Origin of the sequence: Streptomyces lanatus (assembly GCF_014655715.1) — a bacterium.
GTDB lineage: Bacteria > Actinomycetota > Actinomycetes > Streptomycetales > Streptomycetaceae > Streptomyces > Streptomyces lanatus.
The window spans coordinates 86,072-112,216 of sequence record NZ_BNBM01000022.1; the positions used below are offsets into that span (position 1 = coordinate 86,072).

The window sequence follows — 26,145 nt, forward strand, 5'->3', positions numbered from 1 at the left end:
ATCGACGGTTGATCCAATTCGGCCCGGTATGGGCCTTGCACTCCTCTACGAAGCCTCCTCCATCGCGCGTCGTACGAGGTCACGCTCGTAGTTGCAACCCGTCGGCCGCCTCCTCCACCATCGCGAGACCCAGCCGGCTGACGCGTACGGAGAAGGGGGCGCCGGCGACCCGAAGTCCCGTCAGGACGATCTCGCCGAGGGGCGCACTGCGCATGGGTCGCAGCGTCACCGTCCCCGCCGGGGCGTCCGGGCGCACACCGGCCAGCGCGGTCAGCAGCAGCACCCCGGCCGCGGCAGCGGTGGCCGCGGGGCGGCAGGCCGCCGGGTGTGGGAGCGGAGCGCTGCCTTCGGTGCGCCGCTCCCCCGCGTACATCTCGGGCAGCCGGTGGCCGAACGCCGCTGCGGCTGCCAGCACGCCTCGCAGCAGTCCGCTCGCCTCCTTCTCGTACCCGGCCGCGGCAAGACCGGCCACGGCGACGGCCGTCTCATGGACATGTACGGCGCCGCTGCGATGACCGAACGGGTTGTGTCCCGCCTCCTTCGTGCTAAGTCCTCGTAGGCCCCAGCCGGAGTCCATGGCGGGACCGCCGAGCAGCCGGGCGAGCTGCTCGGTCTGCACCTTGTCGAGCAGGCCGGGGGCCCGTTCTCCTCCACCCAGCAGGCCGGTGTCGAGGAGGTGGACGGCAGCGGCCCCCAGACAGGGCACGGGACGTCCGTCGCCGACCAGGGCGGCTGCGGGCCGACCGCCGGCCAGATCGTCGATCCAGAAGTCCGCCCGGAACGCCGCCCGCAGCGCCTCGGCCCGGTGCCGCAGCTCGGCACCTCCTGGTCTGCCGCAGGCGTCGAGCAGATCGGCGCCGAGCAGTGCCGCACGGTGGGCGTGTGCCTGCGTCTCGCATCGAACGGGGCCGCCCGGCTGTGGGTCGGGCAGATAGGTGCCGTCGCCCACCGCCGTCCGCAGCCACGTCAGGCAACGCTCGGCCGCCGGGAGGAGTTTCTCGGTCTCGGACTCGGGCAGCCCCCACCGCCGGGCCTCCGCCAGCAGCGCGGGGAAGAGCAGGCTGGCCTCCGTGCCCGTACAGCCCGGCGGCAGATGCGTCCCCGCGTCCCGTCTCGGTCCGGGGATCATGCCGGACTGCAGTCCCTGGCCCCGGAGTTGGGTGCGGGCCAGGGTACGCAGCGTGCCCGCCGCGAGCCGAGTGCCCAGGGGCAGGGTCATCCGGGCCGCGGCGAGGGCCTCGGCAGGGGCCAGGCCACAGCGCCAGGGCGCCCCGGCTGCCAAGTGGGTGTCGGAGGGGTGGGCGGGGTCACGCAGCAGGAGGCCCTGGAGATCCTCGACGCTCGTCCGCAGCAACGCCTCGGCCCTGGGATCGTCACCGGCCGCACTCACGGGAGCGAGCGGGCTCGTCGCCACGCGGCCGACAGCACGTACGGGTCCGGCTCGGTCCAGTCGCACCCTCAGCTCGATGGTCGCGCTGCCGCCAGGAGGCAGTTCGAACTCCCAGCGCAGCAAGCCTGCAGAGGCCAGCGCGTCGGTGGGCGGCGGGTCAGCCGTGACCGTCGAGGCCCCTCTGCCGGACGACCAGCGCAGGCCGGAGTCGTGGACGCTGGCGGGGAGTTCCGGTCCGGTGTTGCCACACGCGATGGCACCGAGATCGGCCAGGTCCGTGGCCAGGGCGGCCTCGACCGGAAGACGCAGTGGACGAACGGCCGCGCTGCGCAGCGTGATCCGCTCGGTACCGTCCGCGTGACGGGTCCGCTCGACGACGACGTCCGGGTCGGGGCCGGCCTGCGGCGAGGTGCGCAGTGTGCCGACGAAGCGGACACAGTCGGCGCCGGTCATCCGGGCCTGCACCGCGAGCGGTTCACGCCCGGCCACGCGAATCTGGCAGCGCGAGAGCATGCGGCGGCCCGCGTGGTAGAAGCCGTCGAGTCCTCTGCCGGTCAACTGCCCCTGGTCCGTGGAGATTGCGAGGCCTGGGAGGGCCACGCAGATCAAGGCGTTGTGGGTGGGGGGCAGGGCGGCGGATCGGCCTGCGGTCCGTGAGGGTGGGGGCGGTGCGGCGGGACGGCGGGCGGTTGGTGGGGTGCGTTGTGTGGGTGGTGGTGCGCTATGAGGCGGGAGTTGGCGCTGCGGGAGGAGGTCAGAGTCTGCCGGTGGTGTGGGGGCTTGAGTGGCCGGAGTTGTGAGAGGTGTGAAAGTCGCCAGAGTTGTCGGAGTTGTGAAGGCTGTGGACGGTACGGCGGGTGCGGAAGTCGCAGGAATGGCGGGAGTTGCGAGCGAGGAAGGCGAGGTGGTGGGGCTCGTCGGCCCTGTGAGCTGCTGAAGGAGCGTGACCTGTCGTCCCCCGCGCGGAGACGGCCACGCGTCCTGGCGCTCGGATGGCACCGGCCCACCGGCCGTCAAGTGCTCGTCGGCGGCCGGGGAGATCGGGGTCGACTGTGACATGGGGCGGCTTCCTCTGCGCTCATCGCGCCACGGTCGAATGCGGCGCCGGCTGGGGGATCCGGAGTGACAGGAGCGGTGCGGCGGTGCGGCCGGTCCAGGCGTTCCGCCACTCAGGTGAACGGGGACGGATCCCTCCAGGTCACGCAAGCCATGGGGTAACCCGGTCGGCCCACGCTCGCGTAGGCCGAGTTCACCGGGTGTGCCAGGGAATCCCGGGGTGCCATGGCGAAGGTCGTGGGCACGCCTGCGCTGCTTCGGGTGGCTCGGGCCTCGCCTGCCGCGCAGGCTCACGCGTCCCCCTCCCCGCTCGCGTCCCCGGGACGAACGCCGTCGGAGCGATGCCCGCTGTAACGCGCGGCTCCCTTCTTCGCTGAGCGCGACGCCGTGCCCCTCGCAGTACGCGGAGTCGCGGTCGTCGAGGCCTGTGGCCGAGTGCCACCCGGCCGCAGTGCCCCCGGTCCTCCACCCGCAGGCGTACGCGGCCGCGAAACGCTGGTCCCCCGCCCTCGCCCGCCAGCCCTCGCCGAGCGAGCGGAACTGCCGCCTGTGCCCGCAGGCTGCCGGGACCGGCAACGCTCACCGGCGTCCGACTCCACGGCGGGCTTCACCGCCGTACCCCGCACCGGCTCTTGGACGTCCCCCAGTTCGTCCAGCCGCACGGCAGCCGCCTCTTCCTCCCTCCCCACGCGCTCCGCCCGCAGGCAGCGCCGGATCGACTCGGGGTCCAGCCCTTCATTGCAGGCTTGGTGCAGCAGACGGGCGAAGAGGTAGTCGGAGTCGGCGCCGAGCGCCATGGCGAGAGCCTCACGGGCCTCCAGTTCGTCGCCGATGGACCATGCGACCCAGCCGGCCAGCGTGAGGGTCGGCGCCGCGTGCTCGCGGTACGGCCCGACACAGCGGCGGGAGAGCGCTCGCCAGAGCCGCAAGGCGGGGCCGGCCTCGTCCCCCTCCATCCACTCGGCCACGCGGTCGCGCATCGTGCGGTCCTGCAATCCCAGAATGAGCCTTGCCGCTTCGGCATGCTTGAGGAGTTCGTCGTCACGGAGATCGGCCGTGAGAGTCCCGGACACGTGCGGAGCCGCAGCGAACCGGCTCCTGAGTCGCTCGGCCAGTTCCAGCGTCTCCTCAGCCACTCCCCCACGGGTCGAAGCGTCGAGGATCCTGGGGATCAGCTCCGCCCCGGCGGTGTCCAGTGCGGACACCTGCTCCACGGTGGCTGCGGACTCCCAGGGCCGCAGCCTGGCCCGCAGCTCGCTCAGCGTGCCGCGCACCTGAACTCCGGCATAGGCGGCCGCGGCTGCCAGCACCGATGTACCGGGCAGCCCCATCGGCCGGCCCTCGGGCGGGCAGCACTCCGGCCGATCGCAGCAGTACGACCAGAAACGGCCGTCCGAGATGCACAGGGCCTCGATCACCGGCACGTCCAGGCTGCCGCACGCGACACGCATCATCTGGGCCAGCGGCCGCAGCCGTTCCATGACCTGCCGGCCCGTCTCGTCCTTGGCGGGTTCCTGGCAGAGAAACGCGACCATCTGCTCCGGCCGGGCTCCCCTGCGCTCGCTGCCCGTCACCAGTCCGTGGGCCAACTGTCCGGCCGCTGAGTCCCAGTCGTCCGAGCCCGCGGGAATGCCGAGCCGTGCCCGGCCGCCGAACCGGCCCCGACCGTCCGTGTCGTGCAGAGCGACGAGCACCATGCTGTCCTCGGGGCGGTATCCGAGAAGATACGGCACGGCGTCGGCCAGTTCGGCGGGCGTGCGCAAAGTGACCTGGTGCTCCGGCATGCGCCCTTCGTAGCCGGTGCAGTCGAGTGGGTCCGTGGGCTGCGCGCGTCCTTGGTCTTCACCATGCCCGCCCCGATCAGCATGCCCGCCCCGCATGTCATGTCCGCCCCGCGCATCCTGCGCGTCACCCCGATGGTGCCGACCCCGCGCATCGCTGGGGCCAGTCGTCCTGGGCGCTCGCTGCTGCTCCTCCTCCCGCATGCCGTGGTGCTCGGGAGATCCAGTCGGTTCGCTGTGGTTCGTCATGCGGAGACGATCTCGCGGATCCCGAGGCTCCGCTTTGCCCTGTGGATAACTCCGACCAGGGACACGACAACCCGCGACGGTCGCGGCGGCTCACCCTCGCAATGTCAGTGCCGTCCTGTTGTATGGAACCCATGGAGCACACGAGCAACGCGGATCTCCGGGCAGCCGCCGACGCGGTCCTCGCCCGCCTCGTCGGGGACGACAGCGGCAGGGCCCGGCTGCGTGAGGACCAGTGGCGGGCGATCGAGGCGCTGGTCGCCGACAGACGCCGCGCCCTCGTCGTGCAACGGACGGGGTGGGGCAAGTCGGCGGTCTATTTCGTGGCCACGTCACTGCTGCGGGCCCGCGGCAGCGGCCCTACCGTGATCGTCTCCCCGTTGCTCGCGCTCATGCGCAACCAGGTCGAGGCCGCGGCACGGGCCGGCATCCACGCACGCACCATCAACTCCTCCAACACCGAGGAGTGGGACACGATTCAGCACGAGATCGCCGCAGGCGACGTCGATGTGCTGCTGGTGTCGCCGGAGCGCCTCAACAACCCGGACTTCCGCGACCAGGTGCTGCCCAAGCTGGCCGCGGCGACCGGCCTTCTCGTGGTGGACGAGGCACATTGCATCTCGGACTGGGGCCACGACTTCCGCCCGGACTACCGCCGACTGCGCACCATGCTCGCCGATCTCCCGCCGGGAGTGCCGGTGCTGGCGACCACCGCCACCGCCAACGCCCGCGTGACGGCCGATGTCGCGGAACAACTCGGCACAGGTGGCGGCTCGGATGCCCTGGTACTGCGCGGCCCGCTGGACCGGGACAGCCTGAGCCTGAACGTGTTGCGCCTGCCCGACGCCGCGCACCGGATGGCCTGGCTCGCCGACCACCTGGACGATCTCCCGGGCTCGGGGATCATCTACACGCTCACTGTGGCCACCGCCGAGGAGGTCACGGCCTTCCTGCGGCAGCGCGGCCACACAGTGGCCTCTTACACCGGCAAGACGGAGAACGCCGACCGGCAGCAGGCCGAGGACGATCTGCTCGGCAACAGGGTCAAGGCACTGGTCGCCACTTCCGCGCTCGGCATGGGTTTCGACAAGCCCGACCTCGGCTTCGTGGTGCACCTCGGCTCGCCCTCGTCCCCCATCGCCTACTACCAGCAGGTCGGCCGCGCCGGACGCGGCGTCGAGCACGCCGAGGTGCTCCTCCTCCCCGGCCCGGAGGACGAGGCGATCTGGCAGTACTTCGCCTCGCTCGCCTTCCCCCCGGAGGACATGGTGCGTCGCACGCTCGACGTCCTCGCGCATGCGGACAGGCCGCTGTCCCTGCCCGCCCTGGAGCCCTTGGTCGAACTGCGCCGCTCCCGCCTGGAGACCATGCTCAAGGTCCTGGACGTGGACGGGGCGGTCCGGCGGGTCAAGGGCGGCTGGATCGCCACCGGTCAGCCCTGGGTGTACGAGACCGAGCGGTACGACTGGGTCGCCCGGCAGCGCAGGGCCGAGCAGCAGGCGATGCGCGATTACGCCTCGACAACGGGCTGTCGGATGGAGTTCCTCCAGCGTCAGCTCGACGACGAGGGGGCCAAGCCCTGCGGTCGCTGCGACAACTGCGCTGGCGCTCGCTTCACCGCCGACATGTCCACGGCCGCGTTGGACGCCGCGCGCGTGGACCTCGGCCGAGCAGGAGTGGAGGTCGAGCCGCGCCGCATGTGGCCGACCGGTCTGCCCGCGATCGGCGTCGAGCTCAAGGGACGTATCCCGGTCGGCGAACAGGCCGCGCCCGGGAGGGCGTTGGGACGGCTGTCGGACATCGGCTGGGGCAACCGGCTGCGACCGATGTTCGCGCCACATGCCCCGGACGGACCCGTGCCCGACGATGTGGCGAAGGCCGTGGTGGGCGTCCTGGTCGACTGGGCCAAGGGCCCCGGCGGTTGGGCCTCCGGAGCGCAGGACGCCATGCCCCGCCCGGTCGGCGTGGTCACCGTCGCCTCACGCACCCGGCCGCAGCTGATCGACTCCCTGGGCGCAGGCATCGCGGAGATCGGCAGACTCCCGCTGCTGGGTTCCCTCGCGTACACCGGGGAGGCGGCCCAGCTCTCCCGGAGCAACAGCGCACAGCGGCTGAAGGCACTCGACGGCGCGTTGACCGTGCCTGCCGCCCTGACCTCGGCACTCGCCGAGACACCTGGCCCTGTCCTGCTGGTGGACGACTTCACCGAGACCGGCTGGACCCTCGCCGTCGCGGCCCGCATGCTGCGCCGCGCGGGTGCTCAGGCGGTGATGCCATTGGTCCTGGCCATTCAGGGATGACCGCCACCGACACCGGCTTCCGCCGGCCCGGGCCCGCCGCACGTCAGGGCCTACGCCCACATCAAGCCGTACGACCTGGTTGTGCACGGTCGCACCATGCGTCTCGCAGTCATGTACTGGGTAGGGATATAACCCGCGCACCATCAGATATCGGTCGGTGGCCCCAATTGCTCGTTGCCGCATCCAGGTTCGACAGCAAGAATTGGAGTCCGCTCCCCGCGCGGCTCGTCCGTGATCCGGAAGGGCTCTGCTGCGGTGTGCGCTCCCCCGAATCAGACCTCGCCCGCAGTGTGGGCGCGTAGCCGAAGGGAGGACCGTGACCTTCGGATTCGCTCCGTCCTCCGCGGCATCCATGTCGACGTCAGCCGACCTCTCAGCCGCATCCGCCAACTCCCTGGCCCGCATGCTCGAGCCTGCGGAGTGGGCCGCGGCGGGCATTCCGCTGCTGCGGAACCCTCGCGAGGTCGTCAGCGGTCTGCACTCGCGGCACCGCCCCAAACCGGCGACCGCGATCGTCGCCGTGCTCGACTCGGAGGAGCGGCTGCGGGCAAGTGCCTCGTTCACCCGCAGGGCGGCCCCGGCCGACGGCTGGATGTTCCGCAACGCGCTGCTCTCCCAGCTGCGCCGGGTCATCCCCCACGACCTGCGGCGCCGCACACCGGTGCGCACCGCTGTGCTGCTCTACTGCCGTGACGGCGACGCCCGTTGGACGGAGGAGGACGGCGCCTGGATGTGGGGCCTGCGTGACGCGTGCACCCTGCACGGCCTGCGCTGCGGCGCGTACATCACGCTGACCCATGACGGCTGGCAGGTCCTCGGTGAGGGCCGCGGCGGGCGCCGCCCCAACGCCAATTCGTCGCCGGAGCCCTTCGCCACATCCGAGTCACCGCTCCCCCTGCCACGCACCGGCGGCGCGGCCTCGGAGGTTCTGCGGCGCGCGGCTGCTCGCTGAGGCCTGAGGACCTCGACGCCTGCTCAGGCGCGGGGCACCAAAGGTCGGCTCAGGCACGGGCAGAAAACGCCGAAGCCCCCGAGACGGAATTCCCTGCCGACGCCGCGCCCGCAGCGCAGGACGTAGTCCGGTGCGATACGGCAGCCAGGGACCCGGCGACCAGGTGGTCCGCCCGGTGCAACGCAGTCGCCTGAACGACGTGGCCGTCCCCAGTGCCATGAGCAGCCGCCGACGCGCGACGAGGCCTCATCCGCCGTACACGGTCACGCATGCGCCCGGGAACGGCGGGCGCACACAGCGCTGGATCCCCAGCGTCCGCGCACGGCGAGTTTCTCGCTCATCCGCGCACGCCGAAAGCCACGCCGTGCAGTGACGCCGCCGCAGCGGCGCCCCAACCCCCCGGTGTCCAGCGGGTTGTCCCCCTGGACAAACCAGAACCGGATCAGACGCCCGCGCCCAGCACCGAGTTGATCCGCTGCGGGTCACCGCAGACGATCAGCAGGGCACCGGCCTGGCTGAGAGCCAAGGGAAGGGCGCTGGCGGCGGCAGCGTCGGCGCCGCCGTTGACGGCCACCACGACCACAGGGCGCGATGCGGCACGGCTCACGACGGCGGCGTCGGCGTAGAACACATCGTCGCCCGCGTCGTGCTGTGCCCAGTAGGAGGTTTCACCGAAGGACAGCTCGTGGGTGGCCCACGGATGCTGTTCGCCGGTAGTGATCACCAGCACCTCGCCGGGAGCACGACCCGAGTCCAGCAGCAGGTCGACGGCTTCCTCGGCAGCGTCGAGCGCTCCCTCGGGCGAGGCCGGGATCAGCTGGATCTGCGGAGTCGCCGTCTCCTGAGCGGGGGCGGCGGAAGCAAGGGGGCCCGACGGTCCGGGCTTGGCAACGGCCATGTCGCGCGGCGCACGTTGCACCGGCGGCGCGGGCCGCACGGGCCCGGGTCGGCCGGGACGCGACGGAGCCGCGGGGCGCGGGCCGGGTACGGGACGGGGGGTCGGCGCGGTGCGGCCGGTGGCCGGCGTGGCGCGGGGACCCTGGGCACTCTCGTGAATCTGAGGCTCCTCGGGAATGAGAGGCATGAGCTGATGTCTATCAAACGCTGGTACGGGTCGCATCGGCGGGTGGCACACGAGGCGAGTGGAATCGTCAGAAATCGAAGCCGAGCTGCCCCTCGATCTCCGGAACGCTTCCGTCCACCCAGGTGCGGACCTTCTTGAGGTGCCGCCACTGGGGCAGCGCATCAAGATACGCCCACGACAACCGGTGGTACGGGGTGGGTCCCCGCTCCGCCAGTGCGGCCTTGTGGACGGGCGACGGATACCCGGCGTTGTCCGCAAAACCGAAGTCTGCATGGTCGATACCCAGTTCGGCCATCATTTTGTCGCGCTGGACCTTGGCGATCACCGAGGCCGCCGCGACGGCCACACACGACTGGTCGCCCTTGATCACCGTACGGACCTTCCAGGGAGCTCCGAGGTAGTCGTGCTTCCCGTCGAGGATCACGGCGTCGGGCCGTACCGGCAGGGTTTCCAGGGCGCGCACCGCGGCGAGCCGCAGCGCGGCCGTCATCCCCCGCTCGTCGATCTCCTCCGGAGAGGCGTGCCCGAGGGCGTACGACGTCACCCACGTGCGCAGTTGCTCGGCGAGCACGGTGCGCCGCTTGACGGTGAGCAGCTTGGAGTCGGTGAGACCTTCTGGGGGCCGGCGCAGTCCGGTGACCGCCGCGCAGACGGTGACGGGCCCGGCCCACGCGCCGCGCCCCACCTCGTCGACACCGGCAATGATCTTCGCTCCGGTCGTGGCGCGAAGGGAGCGCTCGACGGTGTGAGTAGGCGGTTCGTACGGCATGGCGCCCTAAGCCTACGCCGCCCGGAGGCCGCCTCGACACCCTGGCCCGTCGAAGCGATCTCCGGGTCTGCCAGGGGATACGTCAGGCGCCTGTCGGACGGAGCAGGGGCAGCATGAACTGATCGATCATCTCCTCGATGTCCCGGTCCTCCCATTCGCTGTCGCGCATCTTCGACCGATACATCATCATCGCGGGGATGGCATCGAAGACATAGTCGTTCGCCGCGTCCTCCCGCACTTCACCCCGCTCAATTCCGCGGGTGATGACCTCCCGGAGCAGCTCCAGCGTCGGCTCCACGACCCCATCGAAGATCACCCCGTGGAAGCGCTCGGCCTGGAGGCTGTCGCATTCGTGAATCACCGATCGCAGGGCGAATCCAGGGCGCGAGAACATGGCCTCCCGCGCCTGTAGACACAGCGCCAGCAGATCCTCGCGGACACTCCCGAGGTCGGGGGCCGACTCGAAACGCGGCAGTCCCGCCCGTAGCGCGTCGGCGACGAGATCCTCCTTGGACGGCCAGCGACGATAGACGGCGGCCTTGCCGGTCTGCGCCCCGGCCGCGACGCCTTCCATCGTGAGGCCGTTCCAGCCGACGGTGCTGAGCTGTTCCAGTGCGGCATCGAGGATCGCGCGTTCGAGCACGGCGCCGCGCCGGCGGGGGGAAGCCGTCCGAGCGGAGGCGGCCGTCCAGCGCGAGGTAACCATCAATGTGTCTCCAACGAACAAAAGGAAGCTGGGATTCCGGGGACTTGGGATCGCCACGCGCCAACTACGGGGGACAGGACGCGCGACGACAATGCGAGTGAACGCTTGCGTTCACTACTGGGGACTCACTACGGTTGACGCGACAGTGAACGCGAGCGTTCACTAAGGCACTTGTGGGGGACCCATAGTGACAACCTCTCAGTTGATCAAAAATCCGAAACCAGGTGCGGCCCGCCGGGAGGGACATCCTGGCATCGCGCTCACCGTCATCGCGGCCTGCCAACTCATGGTGGTACTCGACGCGACGATTGTGAACATCGCACTCCCGCACATTCAAGACGCACTGAAGTTCAGCACCACCGACCTCACGTGGGTCGTCAGCTCCTACACGCTCACCTTCGGCGGCCTGCTGCTCCTCGGCGGTCGCGCCGGCGACATCCTCGGCCGACGCCGGGTCTTCATGACCGGCATCCTGCTGTTCACGCTCGCCTCGCTGCTCGGCGGACTCGCCCAGGAACCCTGGCAGTTGCTGGCCGCGCGCGTGCTCCAGGGAATGGGTGGCGCGATCGCCTCGCCCACTTCGCTGGCGCTGATCACCACCACGTTCCCCGAAGGCCCGGAACGCAACCGGGCGTTCGGCGTCTTCGCGGCCGTATCCGCGGGCGGTGGTGCCATCGGTCTGCTCGCGGGTGGCATGCTCACGGAGTGGCTCGACTGGCGGTGGGTGCTCTTCGTCAATGTGCCCATAGGCATCGCGATAGCCGTGCTCGCGCCGATGTACATCAGCGAGTCCGAACGCCACAACGGACGTTTCGACATCGCGGGCGCGGTGACCTCGACAGCGGGTATGGCCTCTTTGGTCTACGGCTTCATCCGTGCGGCGGACGAGGGCTGGCGCGACAGCCTGACCATCGGTTCCTTCGGCGCCGCGGTCGTCCTGCTGCTTGCCTTCGCGTTCATCGAATCGCGGGCGAAAGAGCCCATCACCCCGCTCAGGATGTTCGCCGACCGCAACCGCTCGGGCACATACGTGATCATGCTCAGCCTCGCTGCGGCGATGTTCGGCATGTTCTTCTACATCGTCCTGTTCGTGCAGAACGTGCTGCAGTACAGCCCGATCGAGGCCGGTCTCGCCTTCCTGCCGGTGACGGTCGTCATCGCGCTCGGGGCGGGCCTGTCGCAGCGTTTCCTGCCGGTGCTCGGCCCCAAGCCGTTCATGCTCGCGGGTTCGGCGCTCGCGGCGATCGGATTGGCCTGGCAGACCCTCATCACCGCCGACAGCTCCTATGTCGGCGGAGTGCTCGGCCCGATGCTGGTGTTCGGCTTCGGTATGGGTCTGAACTTCGTGACGCTGACGATCACCGCGGTCTCCGGTGTCGCCCAGCACGAGGCGGGTGCCGCGTCCGGGCTCCTCAACGCCACCCAGCAGGTGGGCGGTTCGCTCGGCCTGTCCATCCTGACGACGGTGTTCGGCTCGGCCAGCAAGGACGAGGCGGAGAAGCAACTGCCGCAGTTCATGGCGGAGGGCTCGGCGGAGCAGAAGGCGGAGTTCGCCCAGACGCATCAGCTCCCTGGCCGGTGGGGCCACGAGGTGCTCACCCAGGGCATCTCCACGGGCTTCGTGGCAGCAGCCGCGATGTCCGTACTCGCCCTGGCCACCGCATGGTTCGTGATCCGGGTGCGCAAGAGCGATCTGGAAGCCCTCTCCGGGACGGCGGGTCCGATGGCCGGCTGACCGGGCCGGGCCCGCACTGGGCCGCGGATGGCCGGATCGCGTCCGGGGGACCGACCGCGAGGGCGACGCACCGGCCATCCGCACCACCCTCGTGGCGACCTTCGCCGGTTGAGCCCCGACGGTGCGGGGAAGATCGAGCCGACCGAGCGTGGCAGCGGCAGCTACCAGCAGCAGCACGCCCAGCGCCGATGTGAACCACATATCCCCACCCCCTGCACCCCTCGTGTGTCATCTGCGTGTGCGGCCCCAGCAGCCTCACACCAACCGCCACGACAACGGACAGGCGGTCACGCAGAGTTCCCGAGATGCACGGAAAGTTATCGCGGGCTGGCTTCGGCGGGACGCGGAACCCTGTTGCACCCCCTGTCGGTGTCACACCGACGTCGGCGCCCACTCCGGAAGTGCCTCGGTCCGCTCCGCCCACTCCACCGGCATCGCTCCGGCCTTCCCGGAGCCGATGACCCCGCCCACGATGGCGCACGTGGTGTCCACGTCACCGCCGACCTGCGCGGTCGTCCAGAAGGCCTGCTCGTAGTCACCGAGAGCGCGCGCCGCCGACCACAGGGCGAAGGGCACGGTGTCATGAGCCGTCGTACGCCGTCCGCAGCCCAGGACGGCCGCGACGGTGCTGGCGTCGGCATAGTCGAGCATGTCCCGGGCACGCCGTAGTCCTGCTCCGACCGCGCTCTTCGGCACGAGGGCGATGACGCCGTCGAGAAGCGCTTCAGGGCTGGGCGGACCACCGGGGGCGGACGCCAACGCGGCGGCCGCGGCGACGGCCATGGCTCCGACGACGGCCTCGCGGTGCTGATGTGTGGGGTAGGCGGAGATCTCTGCCTGGTGGGTGGCCTGCTCGGGGTCGTCCGCGTACCAGGCCCCGAGGGGTGCGATGCGCATCGCGGCGCCGTTGCCCCAGGAGCCCTGGCCGTTGAAGAGCGCGGCCGACAGTTCGCGCCAGTCACCGCCCTCGCGGACCAGGCGCAGCAGTCGGTTGACCGCGGGGCCGTAGCCCCGGTCGAAGTCGTGGTGCTCGGCGAAGGAGCGGGCCAGGGCGTCCTGGTCGATGCGATGGTGGGCGGCCAGGACGGCGACCACGGAGCACGCCATCTCGGTGTCGTCCGTCCACTGCCAGGGGCCGGGCGGGAGCTCGCGTCGCTTGAGCAGCGGGTAGTTCACCGGCACGAAGAACTGCGAGCCGAGCGCGTCCCCCACCGCGAGTCCGCGCAGGCTGGCGAGGGCGCGGTCCAGGCGCCCTTCGGGAGAGGAGTCAGCGGTCATCGCCCTGCCACTCTATCCGGTGATCCCGTACGGTTCCGGGTCACGCCAGCGTTCGAACGGCCGGTCAATCGTGTACTTGCCGTCGTCCCCGAGAACGAGCATCCGCATCTCGGCGTTCCCCGGGTTCGACAGCGACTCGAATTCCGCGACCGTCCAGTGGAACCAGCGCATGCAGAACAGCCGCATGGCCAGTCCATGGGTCACGAGCAGCACGTTCGACGGGTGATCGGGCGCCTCGAAGCTGCGGTAAAGGCTCTCCAGGAAGTTGCCGACCCGGTCGTACACGTCGGCGCCGGACTCGCCCTGGGCGAAGCGGTAGAAGAAGTGGCCGTAGGCATCCCGGTAGGACTTCTGGAGGCGTACGTCGTCGCGGTCCTGCCAGTTCCCCCAGTCCTGCTCCCGCAGGCGGGGCTCCTCACGTACCCGTATGAGCTCGGGGTCCAGGTGGAAGGCCCGCAGCGTCTCGTGCGTGCGGCGATAAGGCGAGACGTACACGCTGACGCGCTCGCGGCCGAACACCTCCCGCAGACGTTTACCGGTCTCCTCCGCCTGCCGCCAGCCCCGCTCGGTCAGGGCCAGCGCGTGGTCGGGCTCACGCTCGTAAACGGTGTCATCAACATTGCCCGTTGACTCCCCGTGTCGGACAAGGACGATGCGCCGTGGTCGTGCCATGCCAAAACCCTAGATCGACCGACGGCAGATCGAGCACTCGTACGGGCTCCATACGGCGTAGGTCACACATTTACTGCATCACGAGTCACATTGAGGCACACGCGTAGCGGGTCCGGATTTCAAACCGTCCAGGTGGCTTCGAGCTCCACGATGTCACCCGTAAGGGCCGCGACATCCGCCTCCGTCTGGGCCCTCAGCGCCAGCCGCTCCACGCGCTCGGTGCGGTACTTGCCGTGTTCCGCGGCCGACTGCCACATCGACAGCACCAGGAACTCATGCCCCGGTGCCTCACCGAACAGCCCGCGGACCATACCGGGAGATCCGGCCATGGCAGGATTCCAGACCTTCTCCTGCATGAGCGTGAAGTGCTCGGCCCGGTCTTCATGGATACGGCAGTGGGCCACCCGGACGAGGTCCGCGTCGGTGAAACGCGGCTCGAAGCCGGTCTTCACATCGAAGCGGTAGTCGAAGAGCTTGACCTGCGCGTCCTTGAAGGTGCCCGACTGGGCCACCGCCAGTCTGTCGTGAGAGCGGGCCATGAAGGAGTCGTAGAAGGAGCGGCTCTCCCAGAACGAGAAGACATGCGCCACCCCCTGCCGCCCCCGGCTCCAGCCACCCCCCTGCCCCCGAAATCCCGGCTCCCCCAGAAGCCCCGCCCATTTTCGCTGCCCCCGCTCGAAACCGCGGCGGTCCACCACGGTGCAGCGAATCCACTTGACCAGCACCGCGCCATGGTAAGGCCACTCGGCGTGGCGTCGGTCACGCTCGGCCGCAGAGCTCACCGGCGCGCGATCCCACGCGCGTGGCAGGATGGACAACCGGCCTTGTCCACGGGGCAGTTCGGACTGAGGGCATACGCGTTACGGGGAAGGGGAAGCCTGGTGAACGCCATCAACAAGGGGATCCGGAAGGTCGAGATCTCACTCAAGTGGGACCCGAGTCCGGCCGGACAACCGCCCACCGATCTCGACATAGTCGCCGCGACCTATCTGGCGAGCGATCCCTACGGCGATCCCGCCTACGTGGTGCACTTCGACAGCCGTTCTCCTGACGGCACCATCTACCTCAACCGGGACAGCAAGGACGGCAAGGGCTTCGGCTGGGACGAGGTGCTGACCGTGGAGCTCGACCGGCTCGACAGCCGGTACGCGCGCGTGATGGTCGGCGTCGTGATCCAGCAGCACCCGGCGGAGCGCACCTTCGTCAGCGTCATCAAGCCCGCCCTGCGCATCCGCGAGGGCTACACCGTCATGGCCGAGGACGACTTCGGCGGCGTGCTCGGGGCGACTGCGGCCACGGTCGCGGAGTTCGTACGCGAGGGATCGAACACGTGGGGTTTCCACTCGGGCATCCACGGTTTCGAGGACGACCCGGCGACGTTCACCGCGGTCATGGGCAGGGCTCGCCAGCCCTGAGCCAGCCCTGAGAGTGGCTCGCACACGCGCGTGGACGTAACTCGCCCCCGCGCGGGCCGTACAACGAGGAGGGGCGCCGACATGTCGTCGACACCCCTCCTTTGAGCTATCTGCCGTCAGAGCCCATCAGGGCCGCCCGGCAGGATCAGCTGCAGCCACTGGTCGAGCCGCAGCCCTCGCAGATGTAGCAGGAGCCGGCCCGCTGCATCTTCGTGCCGCAGGAGAAGCAGAGCGGGGCGTCGGCCTGGATGCCCAGTTGCATCTCCACGAGCTCGGCGCTGGTGTGCGCCTGCTGCGGTGCGGGCTTCGGCGCGCTGGCCTCGGCCTTCGGCGTGGCGACGGCCTTCAGCTCCTGGGCGCGCGGCGCCGACTGGGCCAGGCCCTCGACGTCGACCTCGTCCTCGTTGGGCTCGTAGGAGCCCGTCTCGAGGTGACGCTGACGCTCCTCGGCGGAGTGGATGCCGAGCGCGGAGCGCGTCTCGAACGGCAGGAAGTCCAGCGCCAGGCGGCGGAAGATGTAGTCGACGATCGACTGCGCCATCCGCACATCCGGGTCGTCCGTCATGCCGGCCGGCTCGAAGCGCATGTTCGTGAACTTCGAGACGTACGTCTCCAGCGGCACGCCGTACTGGAGGCCGACGGAGACCGCGATCGAGAAGGCGTCCATCATGCCCGCGAGCGTCGAGCCCTGCTTGGACATCTTCAGGAAGACCTCGCCGAGACCGTCGTCCGGGTAGGAGTTGGCGGTCATGTAGCCCTCGGCGCCGCCGACGGTGAAGGACGTGGTGATGCCGGGACGGCCCTTCGGGAGGCGCTTGCGGACCGGGCGGTACTCGACGACCTTCTCGACCGTCTCACGGATGGTGGCCTCGGCCTTCTCCGTGATCTCGGTCTTCTCCTTCTCCTTGGTCTTCGCGGAGAGAGGCTGGCCGACCTTGCAGTTGTCGCGGTAGATGGCGAGCGCCTTGACGCCCATCTTCCAGGCCTCGAAGTAGATCTCCTCGACCTCCTCGACGGTCGCCGACTCCGGCATGTTGACCGTCTTGGACAGGGCGCCGGAGATCCACGGCTGGATCGCGGCCATCATGCGGACGTGGCCCATCGCGGAGATGGAGCGCTCGCCCATGGCGCAGTCGAACACCTCGTAGTGCTCGTGCTTGAGGCCCGGGGCGTCGACGACATTGCCGTGGTCGGCGATGTGGGCGACGATCGCCTCGATCTGCTCCTCCTGGTAGCCCAGGCGGCGCAGGGCCTGCGGGACGGTGCCGTTGACGATCTGCATCGAGCCGCCGCCGACCAGCTTCTTGAACTTGACCAGCGCGAGGTCGGGCTCAAGACCGGTGGTGTCGCAGGACATCGCCAGACCGATGGTGCCGGTCGGGGCGATGACGGACGCCTGGGAGTTACGGAAACCGTTCTTCTCACCAAGGCGCTGCACGTCCTGCCAGGCCTCCGTGGCGGCGGCCCAGATCGGCGTGTCGAGGTCGTCCATGCGGACGGCCTTGCCGTTTGCGTCGGCGTGCTGCTTCATGACGCGCAGGTGCGGCGTCGCGTTGCGGGCGTAGCCGTCGTACGGGCCGACGACCGCGGCGAGTTCGGCGGAACGGCGGTACGACGTGCCGGTCATCAGGGAGGTGATGGCACCGGCCAGGGCACGGCCGCCGTCCGAGTCGTACGCGTGGCCGGTCGCCATCAGCAGGGCGCCGAGGTTGGCGTAGCCGATGCCGAGCTGGCGGAACGCGCGCGTGTTCTCACCGATCTTCTGCGTCGGGAAGTCCGCGAAGCAGATGGAGATGTCCATCGCGGTGATGACGAGCTCGACGACCTTCGCGAAGCGCTCGACGTCGAAGGACTGGTTGCCCTTGCCGTCGTCCTTGAGGAACTTCATCAGGTTCAGCGAGGCGAGGTTGCAGGACGTGTTGTCCAGGTGCATGTACTCGCTGCACGGGTTCGAGCCGTTGATACGGCCGGACTCCGGGCACGTGTGCCAGTGATTGATGGTGTCGTCGTACTGGATGCCGGGGTCGGCGCAGGCCCAGGCGGCCTCGGCCATCTTGCGGAACAGGGCCTTGGCGTCGACCTCTTCGATGACCTCGCCGGTCATACGGGAGGTCAGGCCGAACTTGCCGCCCGACTCGACCGCCTTCATGAACGTGTCGTTCACACGGACCGAGTTGTTGGCGTTCTGGTACTGGACGGACGTGATGTCGTCGCCGCCCAGGTCCATGTCGAAGCCCGCGTCGCGCAGGGCGCGGATCTTCTCCTCTTCCTTCACCTTGGTCTCGATGAAGTCCTCGATGTCGGGGTGGTCGACGTCGAGGATGACCATCTTGGCGGCGCGACGCGTGGCGCCACCCGACTTGATCGTTCCTGCGGAGGCGTCGGCACCACGCATGAAGGAGACCGGACCGGAGGCGTTGCCGCCGGAGGAGAGAAGCTCCTTGGAGGAGCGGATGCGGGAGAGGTTCAGGCCGGCGCCGGAGCCGCCCTTGAAGATCATGCCCTCTTCCTTGTACCAGTCGAGGATCGACTCCATGGAGTCGTCGACGGCCAGGATGAAGCAGGCCGAGACCTGCTGCGGCTGGGGCGTGCCTACGTTGAACCACACAGGGCTGTTGAAGCTGAAGATCTGGTGCAGGAGGGCGTACGCCAGCTCGTGCTCGAAGATCTCGGCGTCGGCGGGCGAAGCGAAGTACTTGTAGTCCTCGCCGGCCTTCCGATACGTCTTCACAATGCGGTCGATGAGCTGCTTGAGGCTTACCTCGCGCTGCGGGGTGCCGACGGCACCGCGGAAGTACTTGCTGGTGACGATGTTGACCGCGTTCACCGACCAGAAGTCGGGGAACTCGACGCCGCGCTGTTCGAAGTTCACAGAGCCGTCGCGCCAGTTGGTCATGACGACGTCACGGCGCTCCCAGGCCACCTCGTCGTACGGGTGCACGCCGGGGGTGGTGTGGATGCGCTCGATACGCAGTCCCTTGGTCGCCTTGGTGCCCTTGGCGCGGGAACTCCGTGCCGGACCGCTCGCCGTCTCTGTCATGCCGCCTCCCTGTACGGGCTAAAACGCCCTGAAGTGCCCCGATGTTCCCTGTGGCACGTGTTCTGTCTATTGCTGCGGGCACCCTCTGGTCGCCGCCCGCAGCAGGTCTTGTGTCGCCGCCCTCTCGGCCGGATCCGGGGTCTGACGCCTGGATCCGGCTCGCCCTATTCGGCGGCGTTGGCGGGTACGGGGACCTGTGCAGTCCCTCCGGACCCGCGCTCGTCTTCCTGGCCCCCCGTGACTGCGTCCACAACGGCTTCGCGGTCGTCGTCGTCCGCGGCCCGCCCCGTCGCCTCCCTCAGTTCCGCGATCGCGGCCTCGAAGTCCTCGAGCGAGTCGAAGGCCCGGTAGACGGAGGCGAATCGCAGAAAGGCGACGAGGTCGAGCTCTTGCAACGGGCCGAGTATGGCCAGCCCCACGTCGTGGGTGGTCAGCTCGGCGCTTCCGGTGGCCCGCACCGCCTCCTCGACCCGTTGGCCGAGCTGGGCGAGCGCGTCCTCGGTGACAGGTCGTCCCTGGCATGCCTTGCGCACGCCATTGATGACCTTGGTACGGCTGAACGGCTCGGTGACTCCGGACCGCTTGATCACCATCAGCGAGCATGTCTCCACCGTCGTGAAACGACGGGAGCAGTCAGGACACTGGCGGCGCCTGCGGATCGATGTGCCGTCGTCGGTCGTACGGCTGTCGACGACACGACTGTCGGGGTGCCTGCAGAAGGGACAGTGCATAACTCCAACCCTCCTCACAGCAGACTCAATAGCCTCGCCAGGCCTCATGGGCCCCGCGAAGCAGCCCCAAGCATAGGCGATCTCCGAGGGTCTGAAGACCGGGGGGACCACAACTTCTGGGCTGCTGCTGCAATCCAACCACTAGATGTGGGGATTGGCTCATACATCCAAGCCGTACGCGCGTGTCGCACGAGCATCGGCACGCGCCACGCCGTCGCACCGGCGCTCCACACTCATGGCCGCACAGCCGTATCGCTGCGACACATAGGGAGATACCGTGAGCGCCGCACGGAGGGGACGTGGGACTCCCGCACAGATGGGGGTCGATTCCCGGTTGAACTGATCCCGGATGGCAGACTGGGGCAACAACCCACGAGGTCGTACCCCGGCGGTGAAGAGTACAACAATGGGCCCTTTTGCCCGCCGGTCAGGTCGTCAGCCATACACCCCGACACGCGATCACGTAAGCCGATTCGCGATTTTTCACTCGAACGTGTGTTTGGCGCAACCTTTCGAAAGCAACTACCGTTGTGCAGCAGGGAGACCATCGAGAGGGGCCGACGTGACCACCACCGCAGACAGTGCCACCATCACTGCCCAGGACCGCTCCCAGGGCCGACTCGAGCCGGTGCATGCGATGAACGAATCCATGAGTCCCGAGGGACACAAGCGCTCCCTACCGGGGCGACCTCCCGGCATCCGGGCGGACAGCTCGGGACTCACCGACCGGCAGCGCCGAGTGATCGAGGTCATCAGGGATTCCGTGCAGCGGCGTGGCTATCCGCCGTCGATGCGGGAGATCGGCCAGGCCGTCGGCCTGTCCAGCACATCCTCGGTCGCACACCAGCTGATGGCACTGGAGCGCAAGGGCTTCCTCCGCCGCGACCCGCACCGTCCGCGCGCGTACGAGGTGCGCGGCTCCGACCAGGCCGCCTCCGTGCAGCCCACGGACACCGCCGGCAAGCCCGCCGCGTCGTACGTCCCGCTGGTCGGCCGTATCGCCGCCGGTGGCCCCATTCTCGCCGAGGAGTCCGTCGAGGACGTCTTCCCCCTCCCCCGGCAGCTGGTCGGTGACGGCGAGCTGTTCGTGCTGAAGGTCGTCGGTGACTCGATGATCGAGGCCGCGATCTGCGACGGCGACTGGGTCACGGTCCGGCGCCAGCCGGTCGCCGAGAACGGCGACATCGTGGCCGCGATGCTCGACGGCGAGGCCACCGTGAAGCGCTTCAAGCGCGAGGACGGCCACGTCTGGCTCCTTCCGCACAACGCGGCATATGAGCCGATCCCGGGTGACGACGCGACCATCCTGGGCAAGGTGGTGGCAGTGCTGCGGCGCGTGTGACGGCTGCGGCGGGCGACGTCTGAAGACATCGCCCCCTGACCGGGCCCCGGGACCCCTGCGCCGGTTCCGGGGCCCTGTGCTGTTCCGGTCCGCGAAGTGCGGGAACCCGGCGGCAGGCGGATTTTGGATCAGTTTGGATCAGTGGTTAGCCTGTCGCGGGTCCGCGACAGGCTAACCACGATCACTCGGGCTGAGCGGCCTCCGTCTGCTGCGCCGAGGCATCGATCGCGGCCAGCGACCTCCGGACCTGGTTACGGTCCGTCGTGTACCAGAAGTCGGGCAGTGACGCCTTCAGATAGCTCCCGTAGCGGGCCGTGGCCAGCCGCTGATCCAGTACGGCCACGACGCCCCGGTCCCCCGATGCCCGTACGAGGCGTCCAGCACCCTGGGCCATGAGCAGCGCGGCGTGGGTGGCGGCGACCGCCATGAAACCGTTGCCGCCGGCTTCCTCCACGGCCTTCTGGCGGGCGCTCATCAGAGGGTCGTCCGGGCGTGGGAACGGGATCTTGTCCATGACGACCAGCTGACAGCTGGGGCCGGGGACATCGACGCCCTGCCAGAGCGACAGCGTGCCGAACAGGCAGGTCTTCGGGTCGGCCGCGAAGTTCTTGATCAGCTCGCCGAGCGTCTCCTCGCCCTGGAGGAGGATCGGGTACTCGGGGATGCGGGAGCGGAGCTCCTCGGCGGCCAGCTGGGCGGCTCGCATCGAGGAGAACAGGCCGAGCGTGCGGCCGCCGGCCGCCTGGATCAGTTCCGTCAGCTCGTCGAGCATGTCCGCGCGATCGCCGTCCCGCGCGGGGCGCGACAGATGCTTGGCGACGTAGAGGATGCCTTGCTTGGGGTACTCGAAGGGCGAGCCGACATCCAGTCCCTTCCACTGCGGGATGTCGTCGCCCTCCGTCCCCTCCGGCGCGAGTCCCATGGATGCGCCGACGCCGTTGAAGTCGCCGCCCAGCTTCAGGGTCGCGGAGGTCAGGACGACGGAGCGGTCCGCGAAGAGCTTCTCCCTCAGCAGGCCCGACACCGACATCGGGGCCACCCGCAGAGACGCACCGAAACGGTCGTGACGCTCGTACCAGACGACGTCCCACTCCGAACCGTTGGTGATCCGCTCCGCCACGTCGTGCACGGTCTCGACCGATGCCAGCGCCTGCTTGCGTACCGCGTCCTCGTCCTGCACGGACTTGTCGCGCGTCGCGCCGATCGCGGAGATGACAGTACGGCAGGCGTCGCGCAGCGCCATGAGCGCGTAGGCGAGATCCTCCGGGATCTCCTCCAGGCGACCCGGCAGCGCCAGCTCCATCAGCCGCTCAAAGCCCTCGGCGGCGGTCTGGAGCTGGTCGGCGGCCTTCTCATTGACGAGCTTCGCGGCGCGGCGCACGGCACGGTTGACCTGACCGGGAGTGAGTTCGCCGGTGGCGACTCCGGTGACCCGCGAGACCAGCTCGTGCGCCTCGTCGACGATCAGGACCTCATGCTGCGGTAGGACCGGGGCGCCCTCGATGGCGTCGATCGCGAGCAGGGCGTGATTGGTGACGACGACCTCCGCGAGCTTGGCCCGCTCACGGGCCATCTCCGCGAAGCACTCCGCGCCGTAGGCGCACTTCGAGGCGCCGAGGCACTCCCGCGACGACACCGACACTTGCGCCCAGGCGCGGTCGGACACACCGGGCGCCAGATCATCACGGTCGCCCGTCTCCGTCTCGTCCGCCCAGTCACGCATCCGTAGCAGGTCCTGCCCCAGCTTGCTGGTGGGTGCGGCGGCCTCGAACTGGTCGAACAGTCCCTCCTCCTCGTCCTGCGGGACGCCCTCGTGCAACCGGTGCAGACACAGGTAGTTCGACCTGCCCTTGAGCATCGCGAACTCGGGGCGACGGCGCAGCAGCGGATGCAGCGCATCCACGGTGCGCGGCAGGTCCCGCTCCACCAGCTGGCGCTGAAGGGCCAGGGTGGCCGTCGCCACGACGACGCGCTCCCCATGCGCGAGCGCGGGCACGAGGTAGCCCAGTGACTTACCGGTGCCGGTGCCGGCCTGGACCAGCAGATGAGAGCTGCCGTCGATCGCTTCGGCGACGGATTCGGCCATCGTCACCTGGCCGGGGCGCTCCGTGCCGCCAACGGCAGTGACGGCAGCATGCAGGAGTTCGGGGAGTGAGGGCTTTGTCATAGCGCGACCACCCTACGGCCCGGCACTGACAATCGGGCCACGCCGGTGGGGACGGGGGCCGGATCAGGACTGGGAGCTCTTCACGTGGGGATCGGGGCGCTTCGGGTGGACATGGGATCCGTTCGGTTGAGATCAGGGACAAGGCGACGTGAGGTCGAGGGGAGGGCCGATTGTGACCGATGTGGGCCGGCGGTGGTCCATGGATGGGTCTAGGCGTGGGGTCGGGGGTGAGGTGGGGCGGAGGCGCCATTGCCCCTCACTTGCACGATACGAACCGCGCGATCCCTCGATCGCGGCAGAGATCGACTCGACCGGAATTCGGTTCGCCGGAGGTGGGAACCGGATCGGCGCGAGCGGTGTACCAAAAGTGATGATGCCGCGACGCGGCGTCACAGCAGGTGTCGCAGGCTCCTGTCTTTGATCATGAGGGCCGCCCGCTTTACGGGCAGCTCGATCTCGACGGAGAAGCGGAAGCCTGCGGTCAGGAAAGCAGCCACGGAGGGGGTGTTGCGAATGTCGGGTTCGGCGACGATACGAGCGCAGGCGGGCCGGTTGTCGAGGGCGAGGTCGGCGACGGCTCGGAGCAGGGTTCCACCGAGTCCTCGCCCACGGTCACCGAGGCCCCCGATAAGGAGATGGACTCCAATGTCATGGGGCCGAGCCGGGTAGTGGCGAGCCAGCGGGTCGAGGTCGGCCCGGTAGATCTCCCAGTAACTCATCGGCGTGCCCTCCAGCAGGCCCATACAGGGGACGCTGCGTCCATCCCCGTGGAGCTGGGAGTGCAGGTGCTCCTCGGTCGCGTTCTGGGATCCGGCGAGGCCCCAGAAAGCAGTGACGGCGGGGTCGTTCATCCAACGGCTGATGATCGAAAGGTCTCTTTCGATCCGCACGGGGACAAGGTGCAGCACGCCGGCCGACGTGCTGACCGGTCCCCAGTCGGCGACTTCGCCGAGCAGATCGGTGTCCTTCGGGACGGCGGAGGCAGGCACGCCGATGCCGGTGTTCAGGCTTCGCTCCGCGCCGATGCCGGTGTCCTCGGCACCGGCATGCTCCGCACCGGACGACGCCGTGCCGGAAGGCTCCGTGCCGATGTCGTTCGCGAAGAAGGCGCGGAATTCGTCGGGCAGGCGCAGGTCCAGCGTGTCCTCGATGTCTGCGCCCGCGTCGGCTGCCGGGTGCCGCGCAGCGTGGCCGCGGTCCTCGCGAGCACTCGGGCTCGTCTTGATGCCGATCTCGGTGCCCGGGGCGAAACCTGCGTTGGCAGTCGCGTCGGTGGGAGGCACGGGGACGCTCCTCTCAGGAGGCGGGGTGAGTCATGTTCCTCAGGAATGAAGGGGGTTGGCGATGGTGACGTAGACGGACTGGGTGTCGACGGGGCCGACGAGTTCGTCGAGGCCGTGCAGCCGGGTCAGGAGGTTGGCCTTGCAGCGCAGGACCGGTGAGTCGAGCAGATGGGCAGGCAGTGATGTGCGTAGCCGGGCGGGACCGGAGGCCACTTCGCCGAGGAAGCGGCGGAAGGCGGCGAGCAGCAGTTGTTCGTCGGCGAGATGCTGGGAGCCGAAGGCACCGATGAGACCAAGCACGTTGTTGATCGCGAGGTAATACGCGAAGCGCTCGTCGGTGACCTCGTCCGAGACGAAGGTGTCGCTGCGCTCGCCGATGCCGTGGAGCCGCGTGTCGAGTTCTGCGCGCCGGGACTCGCGGAAGTAGTAGCCCTGGTTGTCCCGGTACCGGCCGCCTGCGGGCCAGCCGTCGCTGTCCAGCAGAAGCAGCGTGTTCTGCTGGTGCGCCTCCAGGGCGACTCCGGCCTCGGCATCCAGCCACAGCACTGGGCGAACGACGTGTTCGAGGTAGCGCAGGAACCACTCGGCGGCAACGGCCCCTCGTGATCGTCCCGTGCGGGCTGCGAGATGGGTGACCAGCTCGGCCAGGCGGGACCGCAAGGGCTCCCGGTCCGAGCGGGGGCGGGCCGTAGACGTGCCGGATTGCGGGACGTGCGGGAGAGGTGAGACGAGGCCGGCCACACACGACACGTCGTCGGTGGGCCGGAAGGGGTTGTGCCGGATCATCACGTCGAGACCGGGCACAGGGTCACCGTCGAGCCCATCGACGGCGAGCCAGGCAGGGTCGCGAACGATGTCGAATGCCGGGTGCGCGGCCTGCCAATGCGTCGAGAGACCACTGCGCAGGAGTCGGTGGACCTCCACTCCGCGATGCAGCTCTTTGCGGAGGTTCTCACGACGGGAGTTGGTGATGCGCAGGCCCAACGACAGCTTGAGCATGGCAGGGGCCTGGGACCTGTGGACGGTACGTACGGAGGAGGTGGGATGCCATGGGGCGCCGTGGGCACTGAGGTCGACCAGCAGTCCGGCGTCGAGGAGAGATGCGACTTCTGGACGGTGCCGGATCTCACGTAGCTGCCAAGGGTGTAGGGGCAAGGCTGCGTAGCTGCCGGGCAGCGGGAGGTCGGGGCCGGCGAGTCGGGCCGTGAGCTGGGGCGCGGGGATGACACGGCCGCGTTCGGTCCATGCCGAGTCGGTGGCGAGAAGGGAGGGAGCGACAGCCAGCCAGTGCAGAGGGAAGCAGCCGCGCAACTCGGGTGAGTACAGCCATGCTTCGGCCTCGGAGAGACCCTCGCGACTCTTCGGTGTGGGGTGGAGCGGGTGTCCGAGGAGGAGTGCCTGCTCGGCTGTGAGGAAGAGGTCGGGGCCGTCGGCCGCCTTCTCTCGCCGCTCCCTGATGAACGTGGCGGTTCGCTGGGCGGAGTCGGCGACGCGGGCGACGAGCTCGGTGGCGGCCGACATGACGGGACTGGTGACGGATGTGGGCTTTGGCGCGGAGGAGGTCTCGGATCCAGCGGAAGTCCTGGACTCGCCATCATGCGCCGAGGCGGAAGGAGCAGGAGCGGCATCGGAGGTGAGGATGGCGGTGGGCGTGAGGGCGGAGGTGGCGTCGCCACCGGGAGGCGCCGAGCGCGAGGTCGCCTCTCGTGTGAGTAGTGCGGCGAGGGTGACGGCGTCGATGGGCGGGGGCTCGTCCGGGGCGGCGGCCAGGCGCGGGAGGCCGAAGCGGTGCCAGCCCGTGGGTGACCAGTAGTGGACCGGGACCAGCAGGGTCGTGCCAGTGGCGGGCAGCGGAATACGGAGGATCCCGTTGCGGAGTGACGTGACGCCTGTCTCGCGTACCCAGCAGCGGAGCAGGTTCTCCACGGCTGCGGCGTGGGCTGCGGTGTGCGGGTCCGGGTGTTCCAGCAGGTCGGAGGTGAGGCCGTGCAGGCGCTCAAGGGCCGGGGCTCCGGCCTGGGTCGGTGTGCGGACCGGTACCTGTGCGGTCGTCGGCGGCTCCTCCTGGGGGAGGCGTGCGACGGAGGAGTCGCGCTGCAGGAGGTGCGGATGAATGTCGGGGCGGCCGTCCGTGGTGGGGGTGCTGTTCAAGGCTGGTCCTCTTGGCGTGGTTCTGGCTCGTGCGGCGACGGCGGCCG

The 26,145-nt window shown here is 69.4% G+C and carries 18 protein-coding genes; 5 read left to right on the plus strand and 13 right to left on the minus strand.

The genetic code is table 11. The features are described 5' to 3' along the window. Positions 1-79: 79 nt before the first annotated feature. A complete protein-coding gene (locus IE325_RS39875) occupies positions 80-1,996 on the minus strand; it encodes a glycogen debranching N-terminal domain-containing protein (protein WP_308437709.1) in 1,917 nt (638 codons plus the stop codon). A gap of 740 nt (positions 1,997-2,736) precedes the next feature. Beyond that, positions 2,737-4,230 (minus strand): DUF4192 domain-containing protein, encoded by a 1,494-nt coding sequence (locus IE325_RS39880; protein ID WP_373315317.1) that lies wholly within the window; start codon positions 4,228-4,230, stop codon positions 2,737-2,739. 377 nt (positions 4,231-4,607) lie between these two features. Here IE325_RS39880 and IE325_RS39885 point away from each other — a divergent pair, with 377 nt between their 5' ends. Next, complete coding sequence (locus tag IE325_RS39885) at positions 4,608-6,773, plus strand: RecQ family ATP-dependent DNA helicase (RefSeq protein ID WP_190075081.1); 2,166 nt, start codon at positions 4,608-4,610, stop codon at positions 6,771-6,773. Positions 6,774-7,089: 316 nt separating this feature from the next. Further along, positions 7,090-7,725, plus strand: a complete 636-nt coding sequence (locus tag IE325_RS39890) for a hypothetical protein (RefSeq protein ID WP_190075082.1) — start codon at positions 7,090-7,092, stop codon at positions 7,723-7,725. Positions 7,726-8,167: 442 nt separating this feature from the next. Here IE325_RS39890 and IE325_RS39895 read toward each other — a convergent pair whose 3' ends face one another. From IE325_RS39895 to IE325_RS39905, 3 genes are all read right to left on the minus strand, one after another. After that, on the minus strand, positions 8,168-8,809 hold the full coding sequence (locus IE325_RS39895) for a hypothetical protein (protein ID WP_190075083.1): 642 nt from the start codon (positions 8,807-8,809) through the stop codon (positions 8,168-8,170). Positions 8,810-8,876: 67 nt separating this feature from the next. Beyond that, positions 8,877-9,578 (minus strand): ribonuclease HII, encoded by a 702-nt coding sequence (gene rnhB / locus IE325_RS39900; protein WP_190075084.1) that lies wholly within the window; start codon positions 9,576-9,578, stop codon positions 8,877-8,879. A gap of 82 nt (positions 9,579-9,660) precedes the next feature. Beyond that, a complete protein-coding gene (locus IE325_RS39905) occupies positions 9,661-10,284 on the minus strand; it encodes a TetR/AcrR family transcriptional regulator (RefSeq protein ID WP_190075145.1) in 624 nt (207 codons plus the stop codon). Between the two features lie 187 nt (positions 10,285-10,471). On the opposite strand from IE325_RS39905, the gene IE325_RS39910 reads away from it, so the two are divergent. Continuing rightward, complete coding sequence (locus IE325_RS39910; RefSeq protein ID WP_190075085.1) at positions 10,472-12,019, plus strand: MFS transporter; 1,548 nt, start codon at positions 10,472-10,474, stop codon at positions 12,017-12,019. Positions 12,020-12,391: 372 nt separating this feature from the next. On the opposite strand, the gene IE325_RS39915 is transcribed toward IE325_RS39910, so the two are convergent. The 3 genes from IE325_RS39915 to IE325_RS39925 form a co-directional block, all read right to left on the minus strand. Next, a complete protein-coding gene (locus IE325_RS39915) occupies positions 12,392-13,297 on the minus strand; it encodes an ADP-ribosylglycohydrolase family protein (RefSeq protein WP_190075086.1) in 906 nt (301 codons plus the stop codon). A gap of 12 nt (positions 13,298-13,309) precedes the next feature. Next, entirely contained in the window at positions 13,310-13,969 is a 660-nt protein-coding gene (locus IE325_RS39920; RefSeq protein ID WP_190075087.1) for a histidine phosphatase family protein, read from the minus strand. Positions 13,970-14,088: 119 nt separating this feature from the next. Further along, a complete protein-coding gene (locus IE325_RS39925; protein ID WP_190075088.1) occupies positions 14,089-14,694 on the minus strand; it encodes a YdbC family protein in 606 nt (201 codons plus the stop codon). Positions 14,695-14,850: 156 nt separating this feature from the next. Between IE325_RS39925 and IE325_RS39930 the strand changes: the two genes are divergently transcribed. Continuing rightward, positions 14,851-15,384 (plus strand): TerD family protein, encoded by a 534-nt coding sequence (locus IE325_RS39930; RefSeq protein ID WP_190075089.1) that lies wholly within the window; start codon positions 14,851-14,853, stop codon positions 15,382-15,384. A gap of 145 nt (positions 15,385-15,529) precedes the next feature. Here the strand turns inward: IE325_RS39930 and IE325_RS39935 are convergent, their stop codons facing one another. Together IE325_RS39935 and nrdR are read right to left on the minus strand one after the other, a co-directional pair. Further along, the gene (locus IE325_RS39935; protein ID WP_190075090.1) at positions 15,530-18,424 is read right to left on the minus strand and encodes a vitamin B12-dependent ribonucleotide reductase; all 2,895 of its coding nucleotides are present in this window, start codon (positions 18,422-18,424) and stop codon (positions 15,530-15,532) included. 164 nt (positions 18,425-18,588) lie between these two features. Further along, complete coding sequence (nrdR, locus tag IE325_RS39940; RefSeq protein WP_190075091.1) at positions 18,589-19,155, minus strand: transcriptional regulator NrdR; 567 nt, start codon at positions 19,153-19,155, stop codon at positions 18,589-18,591. A 562-nt stretch (positions 19,156-19,717) separates the two neighbouring features. Between nrdR and lexA the strand changes: the two genes are divergently transcribed. Beyond that, the gene (lexA, locus tag IE325_RS39945; protein ID WP_190075092.1) at positions 19,718-20,497 is read left to right on the plus strand and encodes a transcriptional repressor LexA; all 780 of its coding nucleotides are present in this window, start codon (positions 19,718-19,720) and stop codon (positions 20,495-20,497) included. A 181-nt stretch (positions 20,498-20,678) separates the two neighbouring features. On the opposite strand, the gene IE325_RS39950 is transcribed toward lexA, so the two are convergent. The 3 genes from IE325_RS39950 to IE325_RS39960 form a co-directional block, all read right to left on the minus strand. Further along, on the minus strand, positions 20,679-22,664 hold the full coding sequence (locus IE325_RS39950; RefSeq protein ID WP_190075093.1) for an ATP-dependent DNA helicase: 1,986 nt from the start codon (positions 22,662-22,664) through the stop codon (positions 20,679-20,681). Between the two features lie 389 nt (positions 22,665-23,053). Next, positions 23,054-23,947 (minus strand): GNAT family N-acetyltransferase, encoded by an 894-nt coding sequence (locus IE325_RS39955; protein WP_190075094.1) that lies wholly within the window; start codon positions 23,945-23,947, stop codon positions 23,054-23,056. A gap of 39 nt (positions 23,948-23,986) precedes the next feature. Then, positions 23,987-26,098, minus strand: coding sequence for an IucA/IucC family protein (locus IE325_RS39960; RefSeq protein WP_373315319.1), 2,112 nt, complete (start codon positions 26,096-26,098; stop codon positions 23,987-23,989). Positions 26,099-26,145 lie beyond the last annotated feature (47 nt).